We start from the raw sequence: 24,131 nt of genomic DNA, 5'->3' as shown, positions 1-24,131 counted from the left end.
TTACCCCCTGCTTTTTATCTTTTTAGTGTTAATTAAGCTTCTTTGATAATTGGAAATCCGTGTATAATCATCTTCTAATACTCTGGATAGGTTAATGAAAATCGGCAGTAATTTCCTATATTCCTTGGTCGCTTCTTCTTTTGGTGTATGTTTGTTGGTACTGCCAATCATTTCAGAAACGACTTCAAAGGACTGGATTTGTCCGGTGGCATACAAGCCTAAAATACAAGCTCCTAGACAAGAACTTTCGTAGCTTTCTGGAACGACGACTTCAGATGAGAATATGTCAGACATCATTTGCCGCCAAACATCTGATCTTGCGAAGCCTCCAGTAGCTTGAATTCGGGTCACAGGACCGTCCATACATTCGGTTAATGCTAAAAATACGGTGTACAAATTGTAAATGACTCCTTCTAGGGCTGCGCGAATCATATGTTCTTTCTTATGTGACATCGTTAAACCGAAGAATGAGCCACGTACGTCTGGGTTCCATAATGGCGCACGTTCACCAGCCAGGTATGGATGGAATAACAATCCGTCAGATCCTGGTCTTACACGTTCAGCAATCTTGGTTAGTACATCATATGGATCAATTCCTAGTCTTTTCGCTGTTTCTACTTCTGATGAGGCAAGTTCGTCACGGATCCAGCGAAGGACCATCCCGCCATTGTTCACCGGCCCCCCAATAACCCAGTGCTTTTCTGTTAAGGCATAACAAAATATTCTTCCCTTTTCGTCTGTTTGAGGCTTGTCTATAATGGTTCGAATGGCACCGCTTGTCCCGATTGTGACGGCAACTTCGCCTTTTCGTATCGCATTTACACCTAGATTAGAAAGGACTCCATCGCTAGCTCCAATGACAAACGATGTTTGTGGATCGATCCCCATCTTTTTTGCTAAATCTGAATCACAGTTGGTAAATATCCTGGTTGTTGGCACGAGCTCAGATAATTGAGAAGGGGTTATACCAGCAATTTTTAATGCCTCTTCATCCCAATCTAATTTTTCTAGATTCATCATGCCCATGGCAGAAGCTAGGGAATAATCCACTACATACTGATCAAAGAACTTTTTAAAAATATATTCTTTAATTCCGATATACTTTTTAACCTTGACAGCGGTTTCAGGAAGGTCATTCACAATCCAGGCTATTTTCGTTAAGGGTGACATGGGGTGAATGGGTGTTCCTGTTCGTTTATAGACTTCATGGCCATTCAGCTCATCTTTTATTTTATGTGCCCATGCTTCACTTCGATTATCTGCCCAAGTGATACAAGACGTCAGTGGGCGGTCATTTTCATCCATCGCAATGACACTATGCATGGCACTGCTAAATGAAACAAACGATAGCTTTTTTTGTGAGTGATGTTTCATGATATTCGAAATGGCCTGTAGGACAGCCTGAAATATCTCTTCTGGGTTTTGTTCAGCTGTCGCTATGTCCGGTGTATAAAGCGGGTATCCAATATTCTCTTGTTGGATGACTTCACCTTTTTCGCTAAATAGAACGGCTTTTGTACTTGTGGTCCCGATATCTACACCCAACATATAGTTAGTCATTTTGTTGCACGACTCCTTTAGATAGCATTTGTTGTGACATCCATAGGTCTTCTACTTTACCTTGAACATCATCAAAGTTTTCATGTAAAGACTTGATCATGAGGTCTCTATCTTTTACTTTGATTGCTTCAATATAAAGTTCGTGATTGTTTATAATCCGTGTAAAATCTTCATACTTTTCTGTGAAACGCATACGCATCGACAAAAGAATGAGACTTTCCATAACAGGCTTTAAATTATTCCAAATCATCAGAATATGTGAATGGTTGACTGCACGAATAATCGTTTCATGGAACAAGACATCTTGATACGAAAACTCATCAGCATCACTATATTTGACGGCGACTTTCATCATTTCGAGTATTTTACTAAGTTCCTTCGCCAAATCATTAGTGTCCATCTTTACAAGACGTTCAAATACGAAGGATTCTATGAGCAGACGGACATCATAAATTTCTTCTATTTCTTTTTCTGATAAACCAATAACAACGGCTCCCATTCTTTCTAATCGAATGATATTTTCGGATGCCAGTATTTTTAACGCTTCACGAATGGGTGAGCGACTTACAGTGAAATCAGCAGCTAGTTTATTTTCAGATAATATGGTACCGCTTTCAATTCCGCCAGAAATAATGCGCATTCTAAGCTCGGATGTTACGCGATCACCAGCTGAGGCTTTTAAAAGCCATTTGGAGGGATATAGGAATTCTGATTCGACCATCATTTCACCTTCTCAATTAATCAAGTATACTTGTATACAGGTATTATAATCTGAAATTTTAAATTTGCAAGCGTATTCATTGAATTTGTTTTGTGACACTCCGACACATAGAATGAAAATGGCATATTAAGACATAGATCTGTTCGGATTTTTTGTTCAAATGCACAATCAATTTCGTCTGTTCTTCAATATTTTTAACGTGCGGCAATCGATATAATGAAAGCGTAATCAAAAATTGCCCGGGGGGTTAGACAGATGGAAGGATTGACGATCAGTTGGATAGGAGCTCTGGCAGGGCTGGCTATTGCAATTATTCTGATATTAAGAAAGCTGAATCCGGTTTACGCTTTATTTTTGGGAGCTATTGTAGGCGCTTTATTGGGCGGAGCCAATTTGGAACAGACGATCAGCGTGTTAATAAGCGGTACGCAAAGTGTGATGGGGACGGTCATTCGTGTGCTTGCCGCAGGTGTATTGGCAGGTGTAATGATGGAATCCGGGGCAGCGGAGACGATTGCGCAGGCTATTGTAAAGAAGTTCGGCGGCAGTAAAGCGATACTCGCACTAGCCTTGGCGACGATGATTATTACGGCGGTAGGTGTATTTATTCCCGTTGCCGTGCTGATTGTGGCACCTATTGCATTGTCGGTCGGTAACAAAATGGGGATTTCCAAGCTGGCGCTCCTGTTGGCTTTGTCTGGAGGCGGAAAAGCGGGGAACATCATCTCTCCCAATCCTAATACGATTGCAGCGGCGCGCGGATTTAATCTGGATTTAAGCCACGTGATGTTGGCAGGAGTGGTTCCTGCGATATGCGGTTTAATCATGACTGTTTTGGTGGCATCTATGTTGAAAACCAAAGGTGTGAAGGTGTCCGACCAGGATATCATGGACAGTGATGTCGATACATCGAAATACCCGCCGTTGGGACGGGCGATTGTAGCCCCGCTGGTAGCTGTTATTTTGCTGATGATTAACCCGATTGGTTCCATCTCTGGTATTGAAGCACTTTCGAATTTCAAGGTGGATGCGATGTACATTTTGCCGATCGCTGGGATTGTGGGTATGCTGGCCATGGGACAAGGGCGCAATATCCTGAAGTATTCGGCCTCCGGTTTGAATAAAATGACGGCGACCGTGCTGATTTTGATCGGTGCAGGTGGGATTGCGGGTCTGATCTCTGCCTCCAACTTGTCTGCTCAGGTGGTTGGCCTGATTGAAGCTTCGGGAGTTTCCGGTACATTTTTGGCACCGCTTGCAGGTATTCTGATGGCAGCTGCTACGGCGTCCACCTCGACTGGCGTTATTTTGGCGACAGGCTCGTTTGGGGAAGCCATTCTGAACATGGGAACGGCCCCACTCGCTGCAGCTGTGATGGTGCATACAGGAGCTACAGTCATTGATTCCTTGCCGCAGGGCAACTATTTTCACGTCACGGCAGACAGCATGAAAATGAGCATTAAACAACGGATGGGATTGATTCCTTACGAAGCTATTGTGGGTGGAACGATGGCAATTGTAGCGACAATCATGTATGGATTTTTACTTTAATATTCACGATGGGGTGAGAAGATGAGAGAGAAAACATTTGTGCTGGCACCAGATTCTTTTAAAGAAAGCATGACGGCTAAAGAAGTGTGTATCGCGATGGAGAAAGGACTGCGCAAGGTCTATCCGGCGGCGAATTATGTCCACGTACCGATGGCGGACGGCGGTGAAGGAACGGTGCAGTCACTGGTGGATGCGACAGGCGGGCAGATTCGTTATATCGAGGTGACAGGACCGCTTGGAGAACCTGTAACTGCTGCATACGGCTTGCTGGGAGACGGCACCACAGCGGCAATCGAGATGGCATCCGCCAGTGGAATCCATCTGGTTAACAAGGATAACAAAAACCCGTTAAAGACAACAACCTACGGCACAGGGGAGATAATCCGTGAATGTCTGAACCAGGGAATTCGAAAAATTATCATCGGCATTGGTGGAAGCGCAACGAATGATGGCGGTACAGGAATGGCGGAAGCGCTGGGCGTCAGATTTTTGGATGCAACAGGCAATACTCTTCCGCGCGGCGGCGGTAGTCTGGGCGAGCTGGCCAGCGTTGATATTTCATCACTGGATGACCGCTTGTCGCAGGTACAACTGATTGTAGCCTGTGATGTGACAAATCCGCTGTGCGGAGAGCATGGGGCATCTCAAGTATTCGGGCCACAAAAAGGGGCAACCCCGGAGATGGTGCAGCAATTGGATGCCAATCTTGCTCATTACGCCGATGTGGTGAAGCAGCAGCTGGGGAAGGATGTGCGCGATCTTCCAGGCGCAGGCGCAGCAGGTGGATTGGGTGCGGGCTTATTAATTTTCACTCAGGCAGCGCTGCAAAAAGGCATTGAAATTGTGATTGAATACACCGGTTTAAAACAAAAGCTCGCCACTGCCGATATCGTTTTGACGGGGGAAGGCGGTATTGATTTTCAGACCAAATTCGGTAAAACTCCTTATGGAGTAGCTCAGGCGGCAAAACAGTCTGGTAAAAAGGTCATTGCGGTCGCAGGTTATATTGGGGAAGGGATCGACACGTTGTACAAGGAAGGGATAGATGCGGTGTTTGGCATCGTGCCGGGAGCCTCGGAGCTCGGTAAGCTGCTGGCCGAAGGGCCGCAAAACGTAGAGCGTACGTGCGAGAATATCGCAAGAGTACTTCAGTTCAGCGAGAAATGAACAGATGGAGAAGTGGGTTATAAACATAAAACGGCATCATACAAATACGATATAATACGAGCGCTCGCCTGTAATCCCGAACTTAGCCAAAGCTGGATTGACTGAGAAATTTGGGAGACGGCGAGCGAAAATATGGTGTTACTGGTGCATGGTCTGGCGTGAATACAGCAGTTCATTGATACAGTGCCAATAAGCCATGCGTAAGCTCAAAAAGCTGAAGGAGGTTCCGGGGATCTTTACCGGTTAAGGTATGGATGCGCTTCAGGCGGTATTGCAGCGTATTTCGGTGAATATTTAATTCATCTGCGGTAAAGGAGACACTGCCGTTATGGTTAATAAAGCTTCGCAGCGTATCCAGCAAATCCACAGTATCTTCCAGCTTGCTAACCAGATAGATCGTGTTCGTCAGGTTCGTTTGACTCAATTTGACCAGAAACTCGACTTCCGCAAAAGAAATTTTTTGCACAGGCGGGCGCAAAGCCAGTAAAACATTCATAGCTGACTTGGCTTGCATATAAACATCCGCAATGTTGTGCTCCTGTCTGCTGACCGTAATCAGCACATCGGGATGGCTACGCACAAGTGGCTCTAGCAGTTTGTCTGTCGGCTCCTGATTTTGTATCAGAATGAGATAGCAGTCTTCCTCCATACGAAAGGACGGATGCTGCATGAATATATTGGACAACTCGGCTAAATGAGCTGGATCAGCAGGCAGATACTTTACATATACAGCCGAAGTTTTTAGAAGCAAATCAATGTGATATTGAGCTGCTTCTTTTTTTATTTTTTGCGTGTAGGCTCCCTGATGATTTAACAACATTTCCAGCACAGATTTTTTGCGATTGGCTTCATGGGCCAGATGCTCCAATGAGATCCGCTGTTCAATCAGGAGAGACACCGTAGTTTTAACAATATTGCAAAAAGGACGCACTTCATCGGGATTGCCTGAAATACCAATGACACCAACTAACTCATGATGAATGACAATCGGTTCATTGGTTCCTTTTTTCTCATAGTGGCCGTCCTGCCACACTTCAACCATTTTCCCAGTTTCGAGCGCCTGAACAGCTCCTTGGTGAATGGTTCCGATTCGTTCACTCTCGCCGCTGCCAATGATGATGCCTCGTTCATTCATAATATTGATATTGTATGGAATATCCTTCATCATTTTGTCTACGATGTCTTGGGCTTGTTTTTCGGAGAGCTGAAACAAAATCCGGATTCCTCCTTTATCTATAGTGATATAGCGTATTTTAATGTACCACCTTAATGAAAGGGTTTTCAATTCATTGTGCATCTGAACAATATGATAAGGCGGATTACCGAACATGTCAGTCAATTTTATCATAGATGTGAAATTGCAACGTATTATGATAATCCATTAGACGATGTTATATATTTTTGTATTGAGTGTAATCTAAGGAAGAGTATAGTTGTACGCAAAAAAACAGGGCTCATAGGAGCACCTGCTTTTTGTGTCTATCCTTTTTATTGCCAGCCACGCTGTCTAATGACGAACCTCGCGGAAGCTATAGGTTATGTCGTGTAGTTCTTTCTTTAAACGGACATCTTTAGACGCTGGTGCATATCCAAGCACCTGGTAGTAATTCCTTTCGGTCTCAATAATCGCTACATGGGTAACATATTTGTCCACATCTTTCTTGCCTTTAATCACGAACTCAAGGGCAGGATATCCATAAATGGTTGTGTTAGAGACAGGTCCTACACTGGACAGGTTCCACTCTTTGGTTAAGTTATTTTCAGCTTTCTTACCGTACTGTTGAAGAGTTATATTGCCCAATTGCTTTTTCGAGTGGGATAGTACCACAACGGACTTTTGGATGTACGGATTGAATATTGCAATCTCTGCTTTTCCTTCACGGTCCGGGTCTGTTGACCAGTCCAGCGGGGCCGTGATTTGAAATCGTCCATCTTTACTTACATAGCTTTGCTCTTTCTTGCTCACCGGAACTTCAGGAGGTACGTAACTGTCTGCAAGTATAAAAATAGCATTTACAAACGAGGCTCCTAAGATCACCATTGCGGTAAAAAATATAAAGAGCGAACGTTTCATTGTCTTTTTGCTAATCGGCTCTAAATCCCGTACCTTTACAACATATGTACCTGCAGCTAAATCACCAATTCGTTGTCTTGATGCAGTTACTAACACACTGATACCAGCAGGTATCCCACCCATTAGCAATGGATTGGTATCGATTAGCCTGAGCAGCGTACGAATGAGTGATTTAAGAAAACCAGGAGGCTTTCCTTCCCCGTTAACCACCTGAATACGAAAAACGAACTTACCCAGCGTATAGCCTGTGTAACCTTCCAAAAGTAAATAATAGCTGAAGAAAGCAATAAGCAGAATACAACGGGTTGCAATCGCTAAAGGCAAAAACCATCTGTCCGTTATTTGAATGACAGAAATAAAAAAACAAATATACCCGATTACAAAAAATATACAATCAAAAACTGTTGCTCCCCACCGTCTAAACAGAGTAGAATTCCCGTATGTTTTTGATAACGCCGCCATCCTGTTTGGATCTACCCCATAATTTTGACCATGCTGAATGTACGTCTGTCTTGAAGTTTCCTGCGGAATGTGTGATATGTGCTGTTCGTCCAAAAAATACACCTCTTCTTAATAATTAAAAACACACTCCTTATATTAACGGTCATTTTATAATCCATGTTTAGGAAAACATTCTATAAACAAAGAAATTATTATAAATATCCCTTCCTCTCATTTCCTCTATAATTGGAAGAAGAAAGTAACGATAAGCGAATATTGAACTCAGGAGGCATGGGTATGCAAGAAGAACTGGCAAAAGCGAATAAGGCAACAAGAGGTGAGAATGTGAAAGGTGAGTTTCCGGTTATAACGACTGAACGTCTCATATTACGAAAAATGGTAGCGACGGACAGCAAGGACATGTTGGAATACTTTTCAGATGAGCAGGTTATGAAGTTTTATGGACTGAGCCCGTTTGAGTCTGAACAGGATGCGCTGGATGAGATTAGTTGGTATGATCAGATTTTTGAGACAGATCAGGGAATCCGCTGGGCTATTCAAACAAATGAAGGTAAAATCATCGGTTCTTGCGGATTTCATAACTGGGATCAACGTCATCACCGGGCAGAAATGGGCTATGAATTGTCCAGAGTCTATTGGGGCCAAGGGCTAATGTCGGAGGTACTTGCAGCTGTAATCGACTATGGATTTAATACCCTCTCATTGAACCGCATTCAGGCGCTAGTAGAGCCAGAGAATGCCCAATCCTTGCGGTTGCTTGAAAAAGCAGGCTTTCGGCAAGAAGGGCTACTCTCCCAATATGAATTTACGTTAGGGAAATATGATGATCTTTACATGTGCGCATTGGTCAAATCAGAGTATATCAATCGTTCTCAGAAATGATAGATGTAGGTGAATCAAGCAGGGGAGCATGGATAGGAAGAAGGTTGATCATTGTACAACATGATCGACCTTCAGCAGCATACCCATTTCATATTGCTCAATGGAGTCTTTCGAGAGACCTATTTTTTGGATAAAGCCTTCAAGAGAGTCATTGTCAGACAGACAGATGTACACCTTCTCAATCTTTTGGATCTCTGCTGCTCTATGAAGGAGGGCGCATCCTAATCCTTGGTTGCGATGCTTAGGATCGACCCAAAGAAAGTTGATTTTACCCTTAGCACTCATGCTCACCATGCCGAGGCACGTTTGATTTACTTCGTAGATGCCGAGAAAAGCTTCCTGTGTACTGGTGGCGTAATAAGGTGTGTCACTTTGCCAATGGATGTGGCAGTCGATAAGGGTCTTTCGAAAAGCTGCGATGTCATCAAATGTAACTTCCTTAAGAATATACGAAGATGAGAGGGCAGCGGGTGGGGCGGAGGGCAGAGTGCCGTTGTAGTATTTCAGCATATAGCGTGGCTGATAGCCTTGCTTTTCATATAATTTGACGGCCCGATGATTATCCTTGATGACTTCGAGCCATAGCTGCTGGCAACCCGCGGAGATGGCTGTTTGTTTATGTAATTCCAGCAACTTGTTGCTAATCCCCTGACCGCGGTAAGCCGGAGCGATGCATAGCGTGCCGCAACGCATGGTCTTGTACCCGTCGAACTGCCGGACACCGCCGAGAATTAAGCCGATCGGTTGATCCTCATCCATGGCAAGGAAAGAGTGATTCCGTGTATTACCCTCTGGACCAAAAAAACGTGCTGCGAAATCGTCCTGATCCATGGTCAGGCGAATGGAATAATCCGAGAACCCAAGCGAAAACGCTTGAAAAATGTGTTCCATACTGACGTCATTGCATCTCACATAGGTGATCACCGTTATTCCCCCTAGAAATTCATATTATATTTGGATTATAGGGAATTAAGGGTGCTCCATCAATCTCCCGCTGAAAATAAAAAAACCCCTTAAAAAAGGGGATTGGTGCTGTGTGTTGTAGGGTTGCAATTCTTATCGCTAAGATCAGGATTGGTAGAGAGGTCACGATAATGGTTGAGCTTATATTCAATAATTTTTTGGGTTTCCATCAGTCTGGAAATTTCTTGTTGAATCTTCTGATTATGTTTCTCAAGTAAGGAGTGTCTGATCGGAATGGTGCTGTTGCCTTGCATCGAAAGTTCTCGATAATGCTTCATTTCCTCTATAGTCATTCCAGTAGCTTTTAATCGGGTCAAAAAGATAATCCCCAGAATCTGATCTCTACTGTAGAACCTGTGTCCGTTAGCCTTTCGTTCTGCATAAGGCAGCAAGCCAATTCGCTCATAATAGCGTATGGTATCTTCTGTTAAACCTGTTAGTTCTGCGGCTTGGCTAATAGAGGTTATCGTCTCCGGAATTTCTTGCAAAGTATTCAGCTCCTTAGTAGCAGTTACCAAGGTACTTCTCCGTTGGCGTCGAAAAATCCTCCTGTCGGCCCTCCATCATTTAAAGTGGCTAAACGAACAACGACAGCAGCGGCTTGCTGTACCGAACCCGTTCCTGTAAAGCCATTTAAGTCAGTGGCGGTAAAACCAGGGTCAGCCGAATTGATTTTGAGAGGTGAGTCTTTGAATTCTTTGGCAAGGGTGACGGTGAACATATTAACCGCTGCTTTGCTGCTATTGTAGGCAAGCAAATTAAATTGGGCATGCTCATGCTCAGGATCGCTATTATAGGTTAACGAACCAAGACCACTCGACAAGTTAACGATTCTACCGCATGGAGATTCTTGCAATAAAGGTAGCATGGCTTGCGTTACGGCGACCAAACCGAACAAGTTTGTTTCATACGTTTCTCTTAAATCGTCCAAAGAGAACTGACTTGGAGGAGTGGCTCCTCCCCGAGATACGCCGGCATTGTTGATGAGTACATCAAGGGAACCGAATTCTTGTTTGATCTGTTGGACTGCGGAATCAATCGTACTTTGATTCGTCACGTCTAACAAAATCAATCGGGCTTCTACTCCCTCATTAGCCAACTTAGCCACCGCTTCCCGGCCGCTCTGCTCATTCCGTGAGCCAATCAGGATTGTAAGACCCATACCCCCCAATTGTCTGGCTGTTTCATACCCGATGCCTTTGTTGGCCCCAGTAATAAGAGCTGTTTTCCCAATAGTCATGAGCGATTCCTCTTTTCATTATTCTTGAATTTGGCGGCCACCATGCTTTAAATGTACTACTTGGAGTATACTTAAAGTCAACAGAAAACCAGCAAAAATATAGCTCGAAATGCCCTAGACATTCTTTATTTTGGAAGATGGGAGAATGGAATGAATAAAAGGCAAATGGAAATTTTACGCATGTTGTTAACTGAACCGGACCGGTTGTGGTTAGCGCAGGATCTGGCGGATCTGACCGACTGCTCTGAAAAGACGATCCGTAACGATCTGAAAGTAATTGAAGATTATATCGTCAAGCATTCTGATGCCAATCTGGTGAGAAGGCCGGGACGCGGCATTTATCTGGAGATGGGTGAAGCGGATCAGAATGAATTGTTCCATCGACTGTATGCGGACGAGAGTACAGCCCAACATGAGTCGGATGAGGAAAGGGTGCTGCATGTCGCCTATCGGCTCTTGATGAATGCCAAGCCTGTGACCATCCAGGATCTAGCTTCACAGTATTATGTGAACAAGACGGTGATTCGTAGAGATATGGAGAAGATCGATGGCTGGCTGCACAGCTTTGATCTGGCCTTGATTACCAAACAGCGCGTTGGATTGACCATTCAAGGCTCTGAGAAAAATAAGCGCATCGCTTTGGCGCGGATGAACCAGCTGATTGACAGTCCTGAGTTAACAGGACAGATGATGCGCAAACAGTTTGAATCGCACGAGATTACAACCATAAATCATGAATTAAAAGCATTTCAAAAACGCCATGAGCTCAGCTTTACTGACGAAGCTTTCGAAGCTCTAATGCTGCATATCCTCTTAATGGTCAAACGAACCAAGATGGGACAACCCATTTCGCTCTCCAAGCAGGACATTGCCTTTTTGCAGGAGAGACGCGAATTTACATGGGCTACGTCTTTTTTGCAGCAGTTGCAAAAGTTGTTTGCTGTGCCTTTTTCCAAGGAAGAGACGGCGTATTTAACTCTGCATCTGCTTAGCGGGAAATTCCGTTACCAGCAGGAGGGGAAAACAGGAAAACAAGGTGAGCTGGCAGATAGCCACCCGCTTTTGCCTGAGTTGATTGAGCAGTTAGTCCGGCGGATGTCCGAGCTGAATATGATTGCCTTTTCCAAGGATAAGATGTTACTGAAAGGGTTGAATGTCCATTTATATACGACCCTGAACCGTCTTCAATATGGATTGACCGTGTCCAATCCTATGCTGGCCGAGATCAAGAAGATGTACCCCTACATGTTCGACCGAGTTATTATTACACTGGAAGAGGTGGGGAAATGGACCCGGCTATCATTCCCCGAGGAGGAAGCGGCGTATTTAACGCTGCATTTTCAGGCTTCTGTGGAGCGATTGCACCAGAAAGAGAGTCATCCCCAGAGAGCCATCATCGTGTGTCACATGGGCATCGGTATGTCCCAACTGCTACGCACCAAGGTGGAACGTAAATTTCCGGCTGTACATGTGGAGACAACCCTTTCCAAAGCAGAAGTGCAGGACTATCTGGCAGCCCAGGAGGTGGATCTCGTCATTACCACTGTAGATCTCCCAGAGATGAACATTCCGCACATTCTCGTCTCTCCCTTGCTGGATGCCAAGGACGAACGTCGACTGGAGCAAGTGATCCGACGACTGGATGAGCCGGAACATAGGGCAGCAGAAGAATCGGTATTTTTTAAATATACAACACCTTTTTTGGTCTTTCCCCAGCAGGAAGTACAGCATCCGGAACAATTGATCTCCAAGCTGGCGCAAATACTGGAGGACAAAGGATATGTGGAGCCTGGTTATGTGGACAGCGTACTGGCGCGAGAAAAAATGTCGGCCACGACGATTGGGGGAGGCATAGCCATCCCGCATGGCGGTTCTGAGTGGATAAGGCAGTCCTCCATTGTAATCGCTACCTTGAAGCAGCCGCTTACCTGGGGAACCGAGAAAGTAGAGCTTGTGTTCTTGCTTGCGGTCAAACAGGATGGGCGGGAAGAGATGCGCCAGTTATTTAAGGAATTGTCCCTGATCAGTGAGCAGCCTGCTTTGGTTCATGCCTTATCTAAGGAGACCGATGCGATGAGATTATTAGGGAGAATGAAGGGATAAACTAAAAAGCTGTGCTCTGGAACAGGACTTATAGATAAGTCCTGTTTTTTGCCGGTATAATTCCTTTTTTCCGAAAGTTCCGGTAAAAAGTTCGTCCGATAACAGCAAGATAGGCGTTTATACTATCAATGTAAGCGGAAACAACAGAGAGAAGGGGAATGACTATGAAGATATTGGCGATTACCTCATGTCCTAACGGAATTGCACATACGTATATGGCAGCTGAGAATCTGCAAAAGGCAGCAGCAAAGATGGGCGTCGAGATGAAGGTCGAGACACAAGGCTCCATTGGAGTCGAAAATCAACTGACCGAGCAGGAGATCCGTGAGGCAGACGGCATTATTATTGCAGCGGATAAAACGGTGGTTAAAGACCGCTTCGTCGGTAAGAAACTGCTGGTCGTTGGCGTACAGGATGGCATTCGCCGTCCAGAAGAATTGATCCAGCGGGTGATGAAGGGTAATGTACCTGTGTACCAAGCAGAGTCACGTTCTGCCGAAGGTAGCTCACAGGAGAACAAACCGAAACAAAATCCCATCTACCGCCACTTGATGAACGGTGTATCCTATATGGTACCCTTCATCGTCATTGGGGGATTGCTCATTGCCATTGCGTTGACGATTGGCGGTGAGAAGACACCAGGCGGTCTGGTTATACCGGACGGTTCATTCTGGAAGACGGTTCAGGATATCGGTTCGGCTTCGTTTACCTTTATGATACCGATCCTCGCCGGATTTATCGCGATGAGTATTGCAGATAGACCGGGGCTTGCACCGGGTATGGTTGGCGGATTCATTGCTGCGAACGGCAGTTTTTATGGAAGTGAGGCGGGGGCTGGATTTATCGGCGGGATTATCGCTGGTTTCCTGGCGGGTTATGTTGCACTTGGGATTCGAAAAATCAAGGTTGGCCGAGCATTACAGCCGATCATGCCTATAATTATTATCCCTGTATTGGCATCTTTAATTGTTGGATTAATCTTTGTCTTTGTGATTGGTGCTCCAGTCGCACAATTGTTTGAGGCTTTAACGGGTTGGCTTGCAGGTATGCAAGGTACAAGTTCAATTCTACTGGCATTGATTCTAGGTGCGATGATCTCCTTTGATATGGGCGGCCCTGTGAACAAAGTTGCTTTCTTATTCGGTTCGGCCATGATCGGCGAAGGGAATTATGAAATTATGGGGCCAATCGCCGTTGCGATTTGTATTCCGCCGATTGGGATGGGACTTGCAGCGATGATCAACAAACGTAAATTTGCACCTGCGGAACGCGAGGCTGGGAAGGCAACATTCACAATGGGGTTGTTCGGTATTACCGAAGGTGCAATTCCATTCGCGGCGCAAGATCCACTACGTGTTATTCCTAGTATCATGGTAGGATCCATGGTCGGTTCAGTCATTGCGATGTTGGGGAATGTAGGTGATAAGGTAGCTCACGGTGGACCGATTGTAGCTGTACTTGGTGCAGTGGACCATGTGCTTATGTTCTTCATCGCCGTTATTGTCGGCGCAGCCGTATCGGTTGTCCTAGTGAGCTTGCTGAAAAAAGATATTACAGCAACTGTAACTCCAGATGTTGCTGGGGAAGCTGGACAATCTGCGATTACTACAACGGCCGCTACGGAGTCATCTGCTTCAACAACTGTTACAAATAATGGGCCAGCCGTTTCTCCACAAGCCATTCACATTGAGAAACTGACGGATATTGTAACGATGGATCTGATTAATTTGGATCTGGAAGGAACGACACGAGATGCTGTGGTTGATGAAATGATCGGAGTACTTGAGAGAACTGGAGCCGTAAGCTCTGCCAGTGATTTCAAACAGGCGATATTAGCCAGAGAGGAAGAAGGCTCCACAGGCATTGGAATGAATATTGCCATTCCTCATGGCAAATCGGAAGCGGTCCTGAAGCCAAGCGTGGTCTTCGGCATCAAGCAGGGCGGTGTTGACTGGAATAGTGCAGACGGAAGTGAAGCAAAACTGATCTTCATGATTGCCGTACCGCGCAATAGCAAGGAAAATGCGCATCTGAAAGTATTGCAAATGTTATCGCGTAAGCTGATGGACGATCATTTCAGAGAAGCGCTCCTGGCGGTTAAAACGAAGGAAGAAGCATATCAATTGCTGGATCAGGTGCATTAATTCATGCGATAAGATCTTGAATCAAAGAAAAGAGGCTCCCGAAGTTTCAGCCGGGAGCCTCCTTTTTGAGAAGGTCTTTGCGTAAGTCAGCGGCGTTCACCGCGTGACATGAGCATGATGCCCAGAAACACAAAGCCTGCACCAGCCAGATGAGCAAATGAGAAGGATTCACGGAGGATGATATAGGACAGCAGCAGTGTACTGACGGGAATACAACCCGTGTATACAGCTGCTGCACTAGCCGATACCCTTGACACGCCCCGAAACCATAATACGTAGGCTAATGCTGTGACAAAGATACCATAATATAAGACAAGCCCCATCTCCCCTGCTCCAACGTGGTTAAAGTTGAACTGTCGGGCCTCCCCGAAGGAACAACCCAGAAACATAAGGAATGAAAAGAGTGTTATATACATAGTCCCAAGCAGGGAAGAGACGTCGCTGGATAGCATCTTGCGTAATACCGTCAGTGCCGCTTCTCCGAACACAGCAGACAGAACAAGTAGCATGCCAATGAACGAGGTTGCGTTGGGAGCATTGAACCAGAGCGCCGATATGTGAGGCACTTGCAACGCCAAAACACCGATCAGAGAACAGGCAATCCCGAGACCGGGGCGGAGCGTAATCTTTTCTCTCAGCAGCACATACGAAAGAAGTGCAACGATAGCTGGGGTTAAGCTAGTTAAAATTCCGCTTTCGGAAGCAGAGGCGTAGGCCAGCCCGTACAGCATTAGGACGCGGAAGAGAAACATGCCGATCAGGGCCTGAATGAACAGGATTAATGCATCCCGTTTGCTGATCCTTAGTGAATATTTCTTAATGAATACAATGGGTACCAAGAACAGAAGGGCAACGGCCAGACTGGCAGATTGCGATAAAAAAACAGGCAGCTGCATCACGACCAGTTTACCGACTACTACAGAACTGCCAACAATGGAGGTTGCGATCACTAATTCCATGTAAGTCGAAAAGGTTGGTTTGTTCATTTCATCTCACCTCTTGTACAGATATTGATATATACTGTAGCAATAGAAACTGGGCACTTGTAGATCCAGTTGAAGAGGTTTTTGACAGTACCGCTTGAGGGGGCAACCTATGTGGTTATCTATCGATAAGAGTGTGACAGTTCCGATGCTGCGTCAGGTGTATCAAGCGATACGGGACAGTATTTTAGCCGGAGAACTGCATGCAGGATATAAACTTCCTTCGACCCGGGTGCTGGCCTTACAGTTGAATGTTTCCCGGAATGTTATCCTCGAAGCTTATGAAATGCTGCTAGCCGAAGGCTTAGCCATTGCGCGCTCGGGTTCAGGTACCTATGTAGCGGAAGGGGCCGTCCTTCCAGGTTATGTATCCGCACCGCCTATCGAGGCGTTTGCGTCTGCAGTGGAATCTGCATATTCAAATGAGATGTCGGTAATTTCCTTCCGGACAGGCCTTCCTGCATTGGAATTATTTCCGCGCAAATCATGGGCTGACTTGCTTCAGAGCGTATGCAAAGAGGCTCCTGATCTGGCACTAGGTTATGGCGATCCTGCTGGAGAGCCTGAGTTACGCAGGGAGCTGGCCGACTATTTGGTTCACACCAGAGGAGTGAAAGCCAGCCCGGAACATATTGTAATCACTAGCGGAGCAGTACAAGCGATTCAGCTTGTCACCCGTCTGTTACTGTCAGCTGGAGACGAAGCCCTGGTAGAGGAACCGACAAATGAAGATTTAAAAAGCATTCTGGCGGCCACAGGAGCCACATTGCGGAGTATGCCTGTTGATGATTCGGGAGTTATAACAGCCGATCTGCCGCAAAAGAGACACCCCAAACTGGCATATCTGACACCCTCGCACCAGTTCCCGCTGGGGGGTATCTTGCCGATCCAAAGGCGGATCGAGCTTATTCAGTATGCAGCCCGGACAGGATGTCTTCTGCTCGAAGATGATTATGACAGTGAGTTCCGGTATGACGGGGCGCCCGTCCACTCCTTGCAGAGTCTGGACCCAGAACGGGTGCTATATGTCGGGACGTTTAGCAAAATATTGTTCCCTGCGCTGCGGATCGGCTATATTGTTCTTCCCTCGTCACGAGTCGCTGATTTTATCCGTTTAAAGCAACTGGCGGATTACCAGACAGCGAGCCTGGAACAAATTGTGTTGAGTCGGTATATCAGGAAGCGACTCCTTCATAAGCATGTACATAAGATGAAAAAAGTGTACGCCAAGCGTCGTCAGGTCCTGCTTGATAGCCTGGAACAGCATTTTACAGGGCAATACCGGATATGTGGCCGATCGGCTGGTTTACATTTGGTAGCAGAGTTTCAGTTCCCACTCCGAGAGAATCTGCTAGAACATCTCCGTAGCGAAAATGTATTTGCGGCACAGCTCGAAGGAAACCGACTGCTAATGGGCTACGGGCATCTAAAGGAAAATGAAATTCGTGAAGGGGTTAGCAGGATTAGGAATGCCCTGCTACGGTAGTACACGCAAAAGCAGCCTATCCTTAGGTGAAGATAGGCTGCCCTTTTCATAACAAGATATCGTGTTCCATGATCACTATTTATACGAGGTTTGAGCCACGCGTACTAGCATATGGGCAAGCGCATGCTGCTGCTCCTTGTCCCCCGCTTTCCACAGCTCCTGGAGGAGCTTCTCCTCGCTGTTTCGAGGTTCTTCTTTGGCTGCCAGATATCCAGCTATCTTCTCAGCTGCTTTTGCGATCAATTCTTCATTCAAACCAATATTTTGAGCCATTTCAATCTTGTCGCTCAAATAACTTTTGAATGAATCAAAGCTGCCCAGAATGTCATCCTTTTTGTTGTCGTCTATCCGATTTAATACGTCATCTACCTTGTTCAAGGCCACTTCGCCTTCCTTATTCACAACATGATTGTGCTCTGCCATTTCTAACGCCTCCTCAAGATCGTTTTCTAGGATAAGGACTGCTTACGATACGGTAGTACTTACCCCGGCTAACCAAAATGAAACCGATGAGAAGCGGAGTATTGCGGAGGTAATCGCTACATAAAGTCAAAAAAATAACGAATTACGTGGAAAAAGACAGGCGAGGTGTAAGTCAAGCTATCCACCCGGCTTAAGTAGCTTTTTTTCAAAGCATCGAACTTATCATCATCGCCGATTAATAAATCCCGCTTCAGCACGGAAACTGTTAAGCTGCCGAAGAAACCGCTCAAGCTGATCAGCATGCCGAAAATAATTCCAAATTTCAGGCCAAACGGCGTCAGGTAGGGATAGATGAGATAGGAGGCCGCTATAGTTACGGGAAAAGCGAATGCAAAGCCTTCCCAAGTTATATTGGGATTGGATGTCGGGACGATTTTCCGCTTTCCGAAATAGAGTGATGCTAGATAGTGTACGACATCATTGAGCTGCGTCAGTACCACTAGAAAAAGTACAAGTTTCGCTCCGTATTGCGGCGTAGCAAACTGAAAATAGGCCAGATGACTCAACCCGAAAACCATCAGCATGAGTCCCCATTGGGTCGAGCTGACACTGCGCAAAAAACCAACCGTTCCTTTGTTGATCAATCGCGGGAGCGGTAGCAGCAAGAATACATAGATAGGGATAAAGACAATAAACATTCCGTACCACCCGATATAAATCCAATAAAATTGTACGGGAATCGCCAAGTACGCCCATAGAAACAATCTGCGATCAGCTTTTCTGGATCTAATCATGGAAAAGTATTCTTTTAGAGCAAAAAAGGTGAGTGCCATCAAGGAAAGCAGTGACACGATCGGATTGAAAAGAGTTGCCAAGCAAAAGATAAAGAACATGCCCCACCATGTCTTGATGCGAAGCCCAATAGCTGCATAGTCTTTGTCTGGCTGTGTTTTGACTACTACTATGTAAATCAGATGGATGACCAATAAGGCTGTAAAAATAAGGATTAACGTTAATAGCGAACTATCCATTACCACTCACCAACTTATCGCGAAATAGGGTTCCATTAGGGTTCCTATGTTATTATGAAGGAATAATTCAAACTTGATAAGGGGAAATTTCGTAAATGGTAGCAGATCAATCCGTCTTTATCTTGCTTACGAATACGGGAACGTTTCTTACGAGAGTCATTAAAAGCTATACGAGAGCGCCATACAATCACGCCTCCATTTCCTTCAACCGGGAACTTTCGGAGTTATACAGCTTCGGAAGAAAGACCCCTAATAACCCTCTGGATGGTGGTTTCGTGAAAGAGGATATTAAGACAGGTACATACAGCAGATTTCCGAATACAACATGTGTTATCTACGAGCTTCAAGTAACCGACCGTGAAGTTGAAAAAATGAAGCGAGTTTTACATGTATTTATCCGAAGTCGTCAAAAATATATGTATAACTTACTGGGTTTGATTGGTATTGCACTCAAAGAACCAGTCGAGTTCAGCAATTCTTATTTTTGTTCCCAATTCGTCGCGGAAATTTTACAGCGATCCGGCATAAAAATATGGAACAAACTGCCCGCTCTTGTTACGCCAGATGATTTTCGTCAAAGTGATCGATTCCATTTGATCTACGAGGGGAAATTGAGCGAGTATGATCCTCAAGCTTGAGGACCAGCACCGCATTACTTAAACGTCTTCCGGCACAATTACCTCGATATGACGCGGTAAAATACCAAGCTCGATAGGCAAAGACGCCCCTTCCTCACCATCTACATTCGTACTGACCGGTTCTGCGGAGCTGACACTTACATGCTTTGCGGTAAAGTAAACGATATCACTATGATCCTTCAGGTTGCCTAAAAATAAGGATATGCTGGCCGTCACGGTGTTCAATATATTGAGGTTTTTGAAAATAAAGCAGTGAAGTAGACCATCATCAACAGCCGCATCGGGTGCCAGTTTCTCGAATCCGCCAACTGAATTGGTTAAAGTGGCCAAAAAGAGTGGAGATTTTCCTTCCCAGGTCTTGTCACCATAGCGGACGATAAGTGAGTGGGCAGGATGGCTGATAAGCTCTTTCATGCCTTCTTTGAAGTAGGCAAACGTGCCAAACATGGATTTATCGTCTGATGATACAGCTGATAGCGATTCAGCAAGCGAACCTGTGGCAACCACATTGGCAAACATTCGGCCGTTTAAGAGGCCCATATCTACGTTTTTCACGCGGGTAGAAGTCAGTGTACGGATTGCCAGCTCAGGACTTAGCGGAATGTGTAAGGCACGGGCAAAATCATTGACTGTCCCAAGGGGGATGACACCCAGCCTTGGACGGTGGTCTTGATCAATGAAGCCGTTGATGGTTTCGTGAAGTGTGCCATCCCCACCGATGGAAACGACTAGGTCACAAGCTTCCTCACACGCATTAACGCAAAAACGGGTGGCGTCCAGTTCCTTTGAGGTCTCTTTAACCGTAACAACGTATCCTTGATCACGTAGAATTTCTTCTACGCTGCTGACATGTTGGAGGGATTCCTCTTTGCCAGAAGAGGGATTTACAATGATCATAGCTTTCTTCATATACAGGTTCCTTTCTCTGGGGAAAGTTTGGGTTACCCACTCTTACCCGAAAAGCAGACCTTTAGACTCTAGATTAGACATGTGTTATATTTTTAGTTACTATATAAAAGTAAATAAAATCTGAATGGAGGATTTCATATGAAAATCGCATTAACAGGAGCAACGGGGCAACTTGGTTCCATCGTGGTAGATACGTTGCTTACATTTGTCTCCGCAAACGATCTTATTGTTAGCGTAAGAAATCCAGAAAAAGCAGAGAACTTACGGTCTCGTGGCGTTGACGTTCGTCATGGCGACTTTGATAAACCGGAGACGCTGGATCAGGCGTTTGCTGGAGTAGACCGGTTGCTGATTATATCCGCAGACGGGGATAATGATACTAGAATCCGTCAGCATAAAGCGGCTGTTGATGCTGCTGTACGTGCTGGAGTAGGCTTCATCGCCTATACTAGCGCTGCCAATGCCGCTGACAGCACTCTATTCCTTGCACCCGTACATCGCATCACGGAGGAGTTCATTCGTGAGTCAGGTATTCCTTACTCCTTCCTGCGTAATAATTGGTATCTGGAAAATGAGGCAGGCACGATCCAATCCGTACTCGCGGGAGCTCCTTGGCTAACCTCGGCAGGGTCCGGTAAAGTAGGTTGGGCTACCCGCGCAGATTATGCGCAAGCAGCTGCAACTGTTTTGTCTGGCGAAGGGCATGAGAATACAATATACGAGCTCTCCGGTAAGCCGATTACCCAAGAAGAGTTTGCAGCGATACTGGCTGAGGTTCTGGGCAAAGACGTTCCTGTACAGCAGGTGGATGATGCTACGTATGCCGAGGTTATGCTCGGTGCGGGAGTCCCGGAAGGTGCAATCCCTATTGTGGTCGGTATTCAACAAGCGATTCGTGAAGGAGCCCTGGATGTCGTAAGCAACGATTTCGAGAAGCTGTTGAAACGCCCCCTTACGCCGCTTAGCCAAGGAATTAGTGAACTGATCAAGCAAACCCAAGCATAATAAACGTGCCGTAGAGTACAATTTCAACATATGATACTGCTTATGTCTAAAACGGATGCTGCCTAGAGAGGCCAGCATCCGTTTTAGTTACATGTTCACCCTCGGGGTATTTTCAGAGGCAGGGCGCTTACGTATCGGTACAAAACTCAGATTAATTTCATCCATGAGTGGAATCGTGACTGTTTATCCAATATACTTGTAGGGAACTCCAAGGGAGACTTGGAGCAGGCTTGGTCTATCAAGGAAGCTTAGCATAGCAGTAGAATTTGAAAATGAATGGAGTACATAATACCATGTCTAATTTACCAAATTGTCCTGAATGTAATTCAGAGTACACTTATGAGGATCGCAGTCTTTTCATTTGCCCGGAATGCGCTCATGAGTGGTCTACCGAGTCAGAAGCAAGCAGTGAAGACGTAAAGGTCGTCAAAGATGCGAATGGTAACATCCTGCAGGATGGTGACTCTGTAACGGTCATTAAAGACCTTAAAGTGAAGGGAAGCTCATCCGTCTTGAAAATCGGGACCAAAGTAAAAAACATCCGTCTGGTGGATGGCGATCATGATATTGACTGCAAAATTGATGGTTTTGGAGCAATGAAGCTAAAATCGGAGTTTGTAAAAAAGAATTAAAATGTAAGAAAGGAGAAGCCGGGGCTTCTCCTTTCTTATGTTTATAATGGTGCTAACCATACGGTTCCTGTTCCCCTGTACACATTTACCAGCCCTTCGCCGGAAGCAGCCGAGCCCATTTTGGTTTTCCCGGATTTTTCGACGGTGAACTGTAAGGTATTGGACCACATGAGGGCGAAGTTACCATCCACCTTCAGCACATCATTTTGCAATTCTATAACGACCGCTTCTTCGGAAGGGATCGGCGCTTGAAGTGCCAGCACTCCTTTTCCGCGGGCGCTTAAATTAAATAACCCTTCTCCGCCCAGTGCAGCAGAGGAAAGATTACTACGTGCAACGACGGATATGTCTAGCGTCGTGTCACAAGCCAAAAACAAGCCGTCTTCGATGGCAATATCATCATTGTCCACATCAATAAGCCAAATATATTGGTAGGTAGGCTCCAGCATGATGGTACCCGTGCCTTTATAGTGTGGTTTAATGGCACCTGTCCCGGTTACAGCACCGGACACCAAGTTTCGCATTAAGCCTCCAACGCCTTTTACACCGGTAGTCATTTCCATGCTACCCACAGTATATTGCATGGCTCCCGCCTTCATCATAATCTCGCTATTGTTGATTTCGATCATGAGTTGTTTGCGGCGCATATTACTTTTGCTCATATAGTAATTGTTTTTCGCAGCCTCCACCGAGGTGGAACTCAAATCTGTTATGTATTCCAGTACCGTAAATCCGCCTAATTGGTCAGTGATGGCAACATTGCTGTTATCCTTTAAATTGTTAATGACAAAAGCCATAAATGTATGTGCCTCCTTGTTGTATTCATGTTGTGGGATGGGAATCTTCTTTATTCCATACAATATTCGACAAAGAGACTTCTTTTCCTGCGGCGAATCTAGACACTTCCCTTGGCTGGTTTTCAGACTCAGAAAAAGAGAGCTTGAAAAAGATGCAAAAAAGGTTCAATATAAAGATATCGGTTTTTAAAATGATTGGCTTCGCAAGCAGCCGTATGAGAATAGGGCATGAAAATAGGGGGTAGAACAAGTGGAGATAGGGATAAGCACGTTTGTAGAAACAACGCCGGATCCCCAAACGGGTGAGGTCATCAGTCATGCACAACGAATACGTGAAGTTGTCGAGGAGATTGTGCTTGCAGATCAGGTAGGGCTGGATGTGTACGGCGTGGGGGAGCATCATCGTAAAGATTACGCGGCATCCGCTCCGGCTGTTATCCTTGCTGCAGCAGCAGCACAGACCCAACGAATTCGGTTAACCAGTGCAGTTACGGTGCTTTCATCGGATGATCCCGTACGTGTGTTTCAGGATTTTGCTACACTGGACGGCATTTCGAATGGACGAGCTGAGATTATGGCAGGCCGGGGTTCTTTTATCGAATCGTTCCCGTTATTTGGGTATGATTTGGATAACTACGATGAGTTATTCGATGAAAAGCTGGAGTTGTTATTGAAAATCCGAGAATCCGAGAAGGTCACCTGGAAGGGCGGACATCGGCCTGCAATTCATAATTTGGGCGTGTATCCGCGTCCAGTTCAGAATCCGTTGCCTGTATGGATTGGGAGTGGGGGTAATCAGGAATCTGTGGTTCGTGCAGGCTTGCTCGGATTGCCGTTGGTTCTGGCGATTATTGGGGGTAGTCCTGTACAGTTTGCTCCGTTGGTGGAACTGTATAAAAAAGCCGCTAGGCATGCTGGTCATGATGCATCGCTGCTTCCGGTTGCATCACACTCACATGGTTTTATCGCAGAGACGACTGAGCTGGCAGCGGATAAGTTCTTCCCTTCCACTCAGCAGAGCATGAATGTGCTTGGGCGTGAACGCGGTTGGGGCCCTTACACTCGCTCCAGCTTCGATGCTGCACGCAGTTTTGAAGGAGCGTTGTATGTAGGTGATTCCGACACGGTTGCCAAGAAAATTATTCATCTGCGTAAACAAGTAGGCATTACACGTTTTCTGCTCCACGTACCCGTCGGGACGATGCCGCATGATGATGTCATGAGAGCTATTGAGCTATTGGGAACAGAGGTAGCACCACGGGTGCGTGAAGAGATATCCAAGTGGGAATCCGAGAGTAAATAAGCGGGTTACCTCATAGATAAAAGAGAAAGGAGCAGGCCATGGGGGTGAGGTCGCTCC

Annotated in this window: 22 protein-coding genes; 10 read left to right on the top strand and 12 right to left on the bottom strand. The window is 45.7% G+C overall.

Annotated features, from left to right (window positions below; translation table 11 throughout):
- Both gntK and ACUYLD_RS13685 read right to left on the bottom strand, forming a co-directional pair.
- Nucleotides 1-1,560, bottom strand: a complete 1,560-nt coding sequence (gene gntK / locus ACUYLD_RS13690; protein WP_446675292.1) for a gluconokinase — start codon at nucleotides 1,558-1,560, stop codon at nucleotides 1-3.
- The gene (locus tag ACUYLD_RS13685; RefSeq protein ID WP_053326458.1) at nucleotides 1,553-2,284 is read right to left on the bottom strand and encodes a GntR family transcriptional regulator; all 732 of its coding nucleotides are present in this window, start codon (nucleotides 2,282-2,284) and stop codon (nucleotides 1,553-1,555) included. The genes gntK and ACUYLD_RS13685 overlap by 8 nt, the downstream gene beginning before the upstream one ends.
- 252 nt (nucleotides 2,285-2,536) lie before the next feature.
- Here ACUYLD_RS13685 and ACUYLD_RS13680 point away from each other — a divergent pair, with 252 nt between their 5' ends.
- Entirely contained in the window at nucleotides 2,537-3,832 is a 1,296-nt protein-coding gene (locus ACUYLD_RS13680; protein WP_254349815.1) for a GntP family permease, read from the top strand.
- Nucleotides 3,833-3,853: 21 nt separating this feature from the next.
- Nucleotides 3,854-4,999 carry a glycerate kinase gene (locus tag ACUYLD_RS13675; RefSeq protein WP_446675291.1) on the top strand — a complete coding sequence of 382 codons (1,146 nt, stop codon included), beginning with the start codon at nucleotides 3,854-3,856 and terminating at the stop codon, nucleotides 4,997-4,999.
- A gap of 172 nt (nucleotides 5,000-5,171) precedes the next feature.
- Here the strand turns inward: ACUYLD_RS13675 and ACUYLD_RS13670 are convergent, their stop codons facing one another.
- Together ACUYLD_RS13670 and ACUYLD_RS13665 are read right to left on the bottom strand one after the other, a co-directional pair.
- Nucleotides 5,172-6,212 carry a CdaR family transcriptional regulator gene (locus tag ACUYLD_RS13670; RefSeq protein WP_081112444.1) on the bottom strand — a complete coding sequence of 347 codons (1,041 nt, stop codon included), beginning with the start codon at nucleotides 6,210-6,212 and terminating at the stop codon, nucleotides 5,172-5,174.
- A 294-nt stretch (nucleotides 6,213-6,506) separates the two neighbouring features.
- Nucleotides 6,507-7,637 carry an RDD family protein gene (locus tag ACUYLD_RS13665; RefSeq protein WP_446675290.1) on the bottom strand — a complete coding sequence of 377 codons (1,131 nt, stop codon included), beginning with the start codon at nucleotides 7,635-7,637 and terminating at the stop codon, nucleotides 6,507-6,509.
- A 222-nt stretch (nucleotides 7,638-7,859) separates the two neighbouring features.
- Between ACUYLD_RS13665 and ACUYLD_RS13660 the strand changes: the two genes are divergently transcribed.
- Complete coding sequence (locus ACUYLD_RS13660; RefSeq protein WP_446675337.1) at nucleotides 7,860-8,417, top strand: GNAT family N-acetyltransferase; 558 nt, start codon at nucleotides 7,860-7,862, stop codon at nucleotides 8,415-8,417.
- 48 nt (nucleotides 8,418-8,465) lie between these two features.
- On the opposite strand, the gene ACUYLD_RS13655 is transcribed toward ACUYLD_RS13660, so the two are convergent.
- The 3 genes from ACUYLD_RS13655 to ACUYLD_RS13645 form a co-directional block, all read right to left on the bottom strand.
- Nucleotides 8,466-9,341, bottom strand: a complete 876-nt coding sequence (locus ACUYLD_RS13655) for a GNAT family N-acetyltransferase (RefSeq protein WP_446675289.1) — start codon at nucleotides 9,339-9,341, stop codon at nucleotides 8,466-8,468.
- Between the two features lie 89 nt (nucleotides 9,342-9,430).
- On the bottom strand, nucleotides 9,431-9,868 hold the full coding sequence (locus ACUYLD_RS13650; RefSeq protein WP_446675288.1) for a MerR family transcriptional regulator: 438 nt from the start codon (nucleotides 9,866-9,868) through the stop codon (nucleotides 9,431-9,433).
- Nucleotides 9,869-9,891: 23 nt separating this feature from the next.
- A complete protein-coding gene (locus ACUYLD_RS13645; RefSeq protein WP_446675287.1) occupies nucleotides 9,892-10,620 on the bottom strand; it encodes an SDR family oxidoreductase in 729 nt (242 codons plus the stop codon).
- 150 nt (nucleotides 10,621-10,770) lie between these two features.
- Here ACUYLD_RS13645 and ACUYLD_RS13640 point away from each other — a divergent pair, with 150 nt between their 5' ends.
- Together ACUYLD_RS13640 and ACUYLD_RS13635 are read left to right on the top strand one after the other, a co-directional pair.
- Complete coding sequence (locus ACUYLD_RS13640; RefSeq protein ID WP_446675286.1) at nucleotides 10,771-12,723, top strand: BglG family transcription antiterminator; 1,953 nt, start codon at nucleotides 10,771-10,773, stop codon at nucleotides 12,721-12,723.
- A 164-nt stretch (nucleotides 12,724-12,887) separates the two neighbouring features.
- Nucleotides 12,888-14,867, top strand: coding sequence for a fructose-specific PTS transporter subunit EIIC (locus tag ACUYLD_RS13635; RefSeq protein ID WP_446675285.1), 1,980 nt, complete (start codon nucleotides 12,888-12,890; stop codon nucleotides 14,865-14,867).
- Between the two features lie 86 nt (nucleotides 14,868-14,953).
- Here the strand turns inward: ACUYLD_RS13635 and ACUYLD_RS13630 are convergent, their stop codons facing one another.
- Nucleotides 14,954-15,853 (bottom strand): DMT family transporter, encoded by a 900-nt coding sequence (locus ACUYLD_RS13630; protein ID WP_446675284.1) that lies wholly within the window; start codon nucleotides 15,851-15,853, stop codon nucleotides 14,954-14,956.
- 109 nt (nucleotides 15,854-15,962) lie between these two features.
- On the opposite strand from ACUYLD_RS13630, the gene pdxR reads away from it, so the two are divergent.
- A complete protein-coding gene (pdxR, locus tag ACUYLD_RS13625) occupies nucleotides 15,963-17,336 on the top strand; it encodes a MocR-like pyridoxine biosynthesis transcription factor PdxR (protein ID WP_446675283.1) in 1,374 nt (457 codons plus the stop codon).
- 75 nt (nucleotides 17,337-17,411) lie between these two features.
- On the opposite strand, the gene ACUYLD_RS13620 is transcribed toward pdxR, so the two are convergent.
- Both ACUYLD_RS13620 and ACUYLD_RS13615 read right to left on the bottom strand, forming a co-directional pair.
- A complete protein-coding gene (locus ACUYLD_RS13620) occupies nucleotides 17,412-17,759 on the bottom strand; it encodes a DUF3243 domain-containing protein (protein WP_446675282.1) in 348 nt (115 codons plus the stop codon).
- A gap of 116 nt (nucleotides 17,760-17,875) precedes the next feature.
- On the bottom strand, nucleotides 17,876-18,790 hold the full coding sequence (locus ACUYLD_RS13615) for a phosphatidate cytidylyltransferase (protein WP_446675281.1): 915 nt from the start codon (nucleotides 18,788-18,790) through the stop codon (nucleotides 17,876-17,878).
- 95 nt (nucleotides 18,791-18,885) lie between these two features.
- Between ACUYLD_RS13615 and ACUYLD_RS13610 the strand changes: the two genes are divergently transcribed.
- Nucleotides 18,886-19,428: a hypothetical protein gene (locus ACUYLD_RS13610; protein WP_023991046.1), complete on the top strand. Its 543-nt coding sequence runs from the start codon at nucleotides 18,886-18,888 to the stop codon at nucleotides 19,426-19,428.
- 18 nt (nucleotides 19,429-19,446) lie between these two features.
- On the opposite strand, the gene ACUYLD_RS13605 is transcribed toward ACUYLD_RS13610, so the two are convergent.
- The gene (locus ACUYLD_RS13605) at nucleotides 19,447-20,337 is read right to left on the bottom strand and encodes a diacylglycerol/lipid kinase family protein (protein ID WP_446675280.1); all 891 of its coding nucleotides are present in this window, start codon (nucleotides 20,335-20,337) and stop codon (nucleotides 19,447-19,449) included.
- A 138-nt stretch (nucleotides 20,338-20,475) separates the two neighbouring features.
- On the opposite strand from ACUYLD_RS13605, the gene ACUYLD_RS13600 reads away from it, so the two are divergent.
- Both ACUYLD_RS13600 and ACUYLD_RS13595 read left to right on the top strand, forming a co-directional pair.
- The gene (locus ACUYLD_RS13600) at nucleotides 20,476-21,342 is read left to right on the top strand and encodes an SDR family oxidoreductase (RefSeq protein WP_322159036.1); all 867 of its coding nucleotides are present in this window, start codon (nucleotides 20,476-20,478) and stop codon (nucleotides 21,340-21,342) included.
- Between the two features lie 293 nt (nucleotides 21,343-21,635).
- Entirely contained in the window at nucleotides 21,636-21,974 is a 339-nt protein-coding gene (locus ACUYLD_RS13595; RefSeq protein WP_013312677.1) for a zinc ribbon domain-containing protein YjdM, read from the top strand.
- 41 nt (nucleotides 21,975-22,015) lie between these two features.
- On the opposite strand, the gene ACUYLD_RS13590 is transcribed toward ACUYLD_RS13595, so the two are convergent.
- Entirely contained in the window at nucleotides 22,016-22,771 is a 756-nt protein-coding gene (locus tag ACUYLD_RS13590) for an AIM24 family protein (protein ID WP_068939217.1), read from the bottom strand.
- A 250-nt stretch (nucleotides 22,772-23,021) separates the two neighbouring features.
- On the opposite strand from ACUYLD_RS13590, the gene ACUYLD_RS13585 reads away from it, so the two are divergent.
- Nucleotides 23,022-24,074, top strand: a complete 1,053-nt coding sequence (locus ACUYLD_RS13585) for an LLM class flavin-dependent oxidoreductase (protein ID WP_069012299.1) — start codon at nucleotides 23,022-23,024, stop codon at nucleotides 24,072-24,074.
- Nucleotides 24,075-24,131 lie beyond the last annotated feature (57 nt).

The organism is Paenibacillus sp. SER-28 (assembly GCF_052906305.1).
Note: the sequence above shows the minus strand (reverse complement) of the source record. Positions and strands in the feature narration are given on the sequence as shown.

Coding starts and splice junctions, on each gene's coding strand:
- ACUYLD_RS13590 (WP_068939217.1), bottom strand. CDS start 22,771: ATGGCTTTTGTCATTAACAATTTAAAGGATAACAGCAATGTTGCCATC.
- ACUYLD_RS13630 (WP_446675284.1), bottom strand. CDS start 15,853: ATGAACAAACCAACCTTTTCGACTTACATGGAATTAGTGATCGCAACC.
- ACUYLD_RS13615 (WP_446675281.1), bottom strand. CDS start 18,790: ATGGATAGTTCGCTATTAACGTTAATCCTTATTTTTACAGCCTTATTG.
- gntK (WP_446675292.1), bottom strand. CDS start 1,560: ATGACTAACTATATGTTGGGTGTAGATATCGGGACCACAAGTACAAAA.
- ACUYLD_RS13620 (WP_446675282.1), bottom strand. CDS start 17,759: ATGGCAGAGCACAATCATGTTGTGAATAAGGAAGGCGAAGTGGCCTTG.
- ACUYLD_RS13635 (WP_446675285.1), top strand. CDS start 12,888: ATGAAGATATTGGCGATTACCTCATGTCCTAACGGAATTGCACATACG.
- ACUYLD_RS13605 (WP_446675280.1), bottom strand. CDS start 20,337: ATGAAGAAAGCTATGATCATTGTAAATCCCTCTTCTGGCAAAGAGGAA.
- ACUYLD_RS13640 (WP_446675286.1), top strand. CDS start 10,771: ATGAATAAAAGGCAAATGGAAATTTTACGCATGTTGTTAACTGAACCG.
- ACUYLD_RS13610 (WP_023991046.1), top strand. CDS start 18,886: ATGGTAGCAGATCAATCCGTCTTTATCTTGCTTACGAATACGGGAACG.
- pdxR (WP_446675283.1), top strand. CDS start 15,963: ATGTGGTTATCTATCGATAAGAGTGTGACAGTTCCGATGCTGCGTCAG.
- ACUYLD_RS13645 (WP_446675287.1), bottom strand. CDS start 10,620: ATGACTATTGGGAAAACAGCTCTTATTACTGGGGCCAACAAAGGCATC.
- ACUYLD_RS13680 (WP_254349815.1), top strand. CDS start 2,537: ATGGAAGGATTGACGATCAGTTGGATAGGAGCTCTGGCAGGGCTGGCT.
- ACUYLD_RS13595 (WP_013312677.1), top strand. CDS start 21,636: ATGTCTAATTTACCAAATTGTCCTGAATGTAATTCAGAGTACACTTAT.
- ACUYLD_RS13600 (WP_322159036.1), top strand. CDS start 20,476: ATGAAAATCGCATTAACAGGAGCAACGGGGCAACTTGGTTCCATCGTG.
- ACUYLD_RS13685 (WP_053326458.1), bottom strand. CDS start 2,284: ATGATGGTCGAATCAGAATTCCTATATCCCTCCAAATGGCTTTTAAAA.
- ACUYLD_RS13675 (WP_446675291.1), top strand. CDS start 3,854: ATGAGAGAGAAAACATTTGTGCTGGCACCAGATTCTTTTAAAGAAAGC.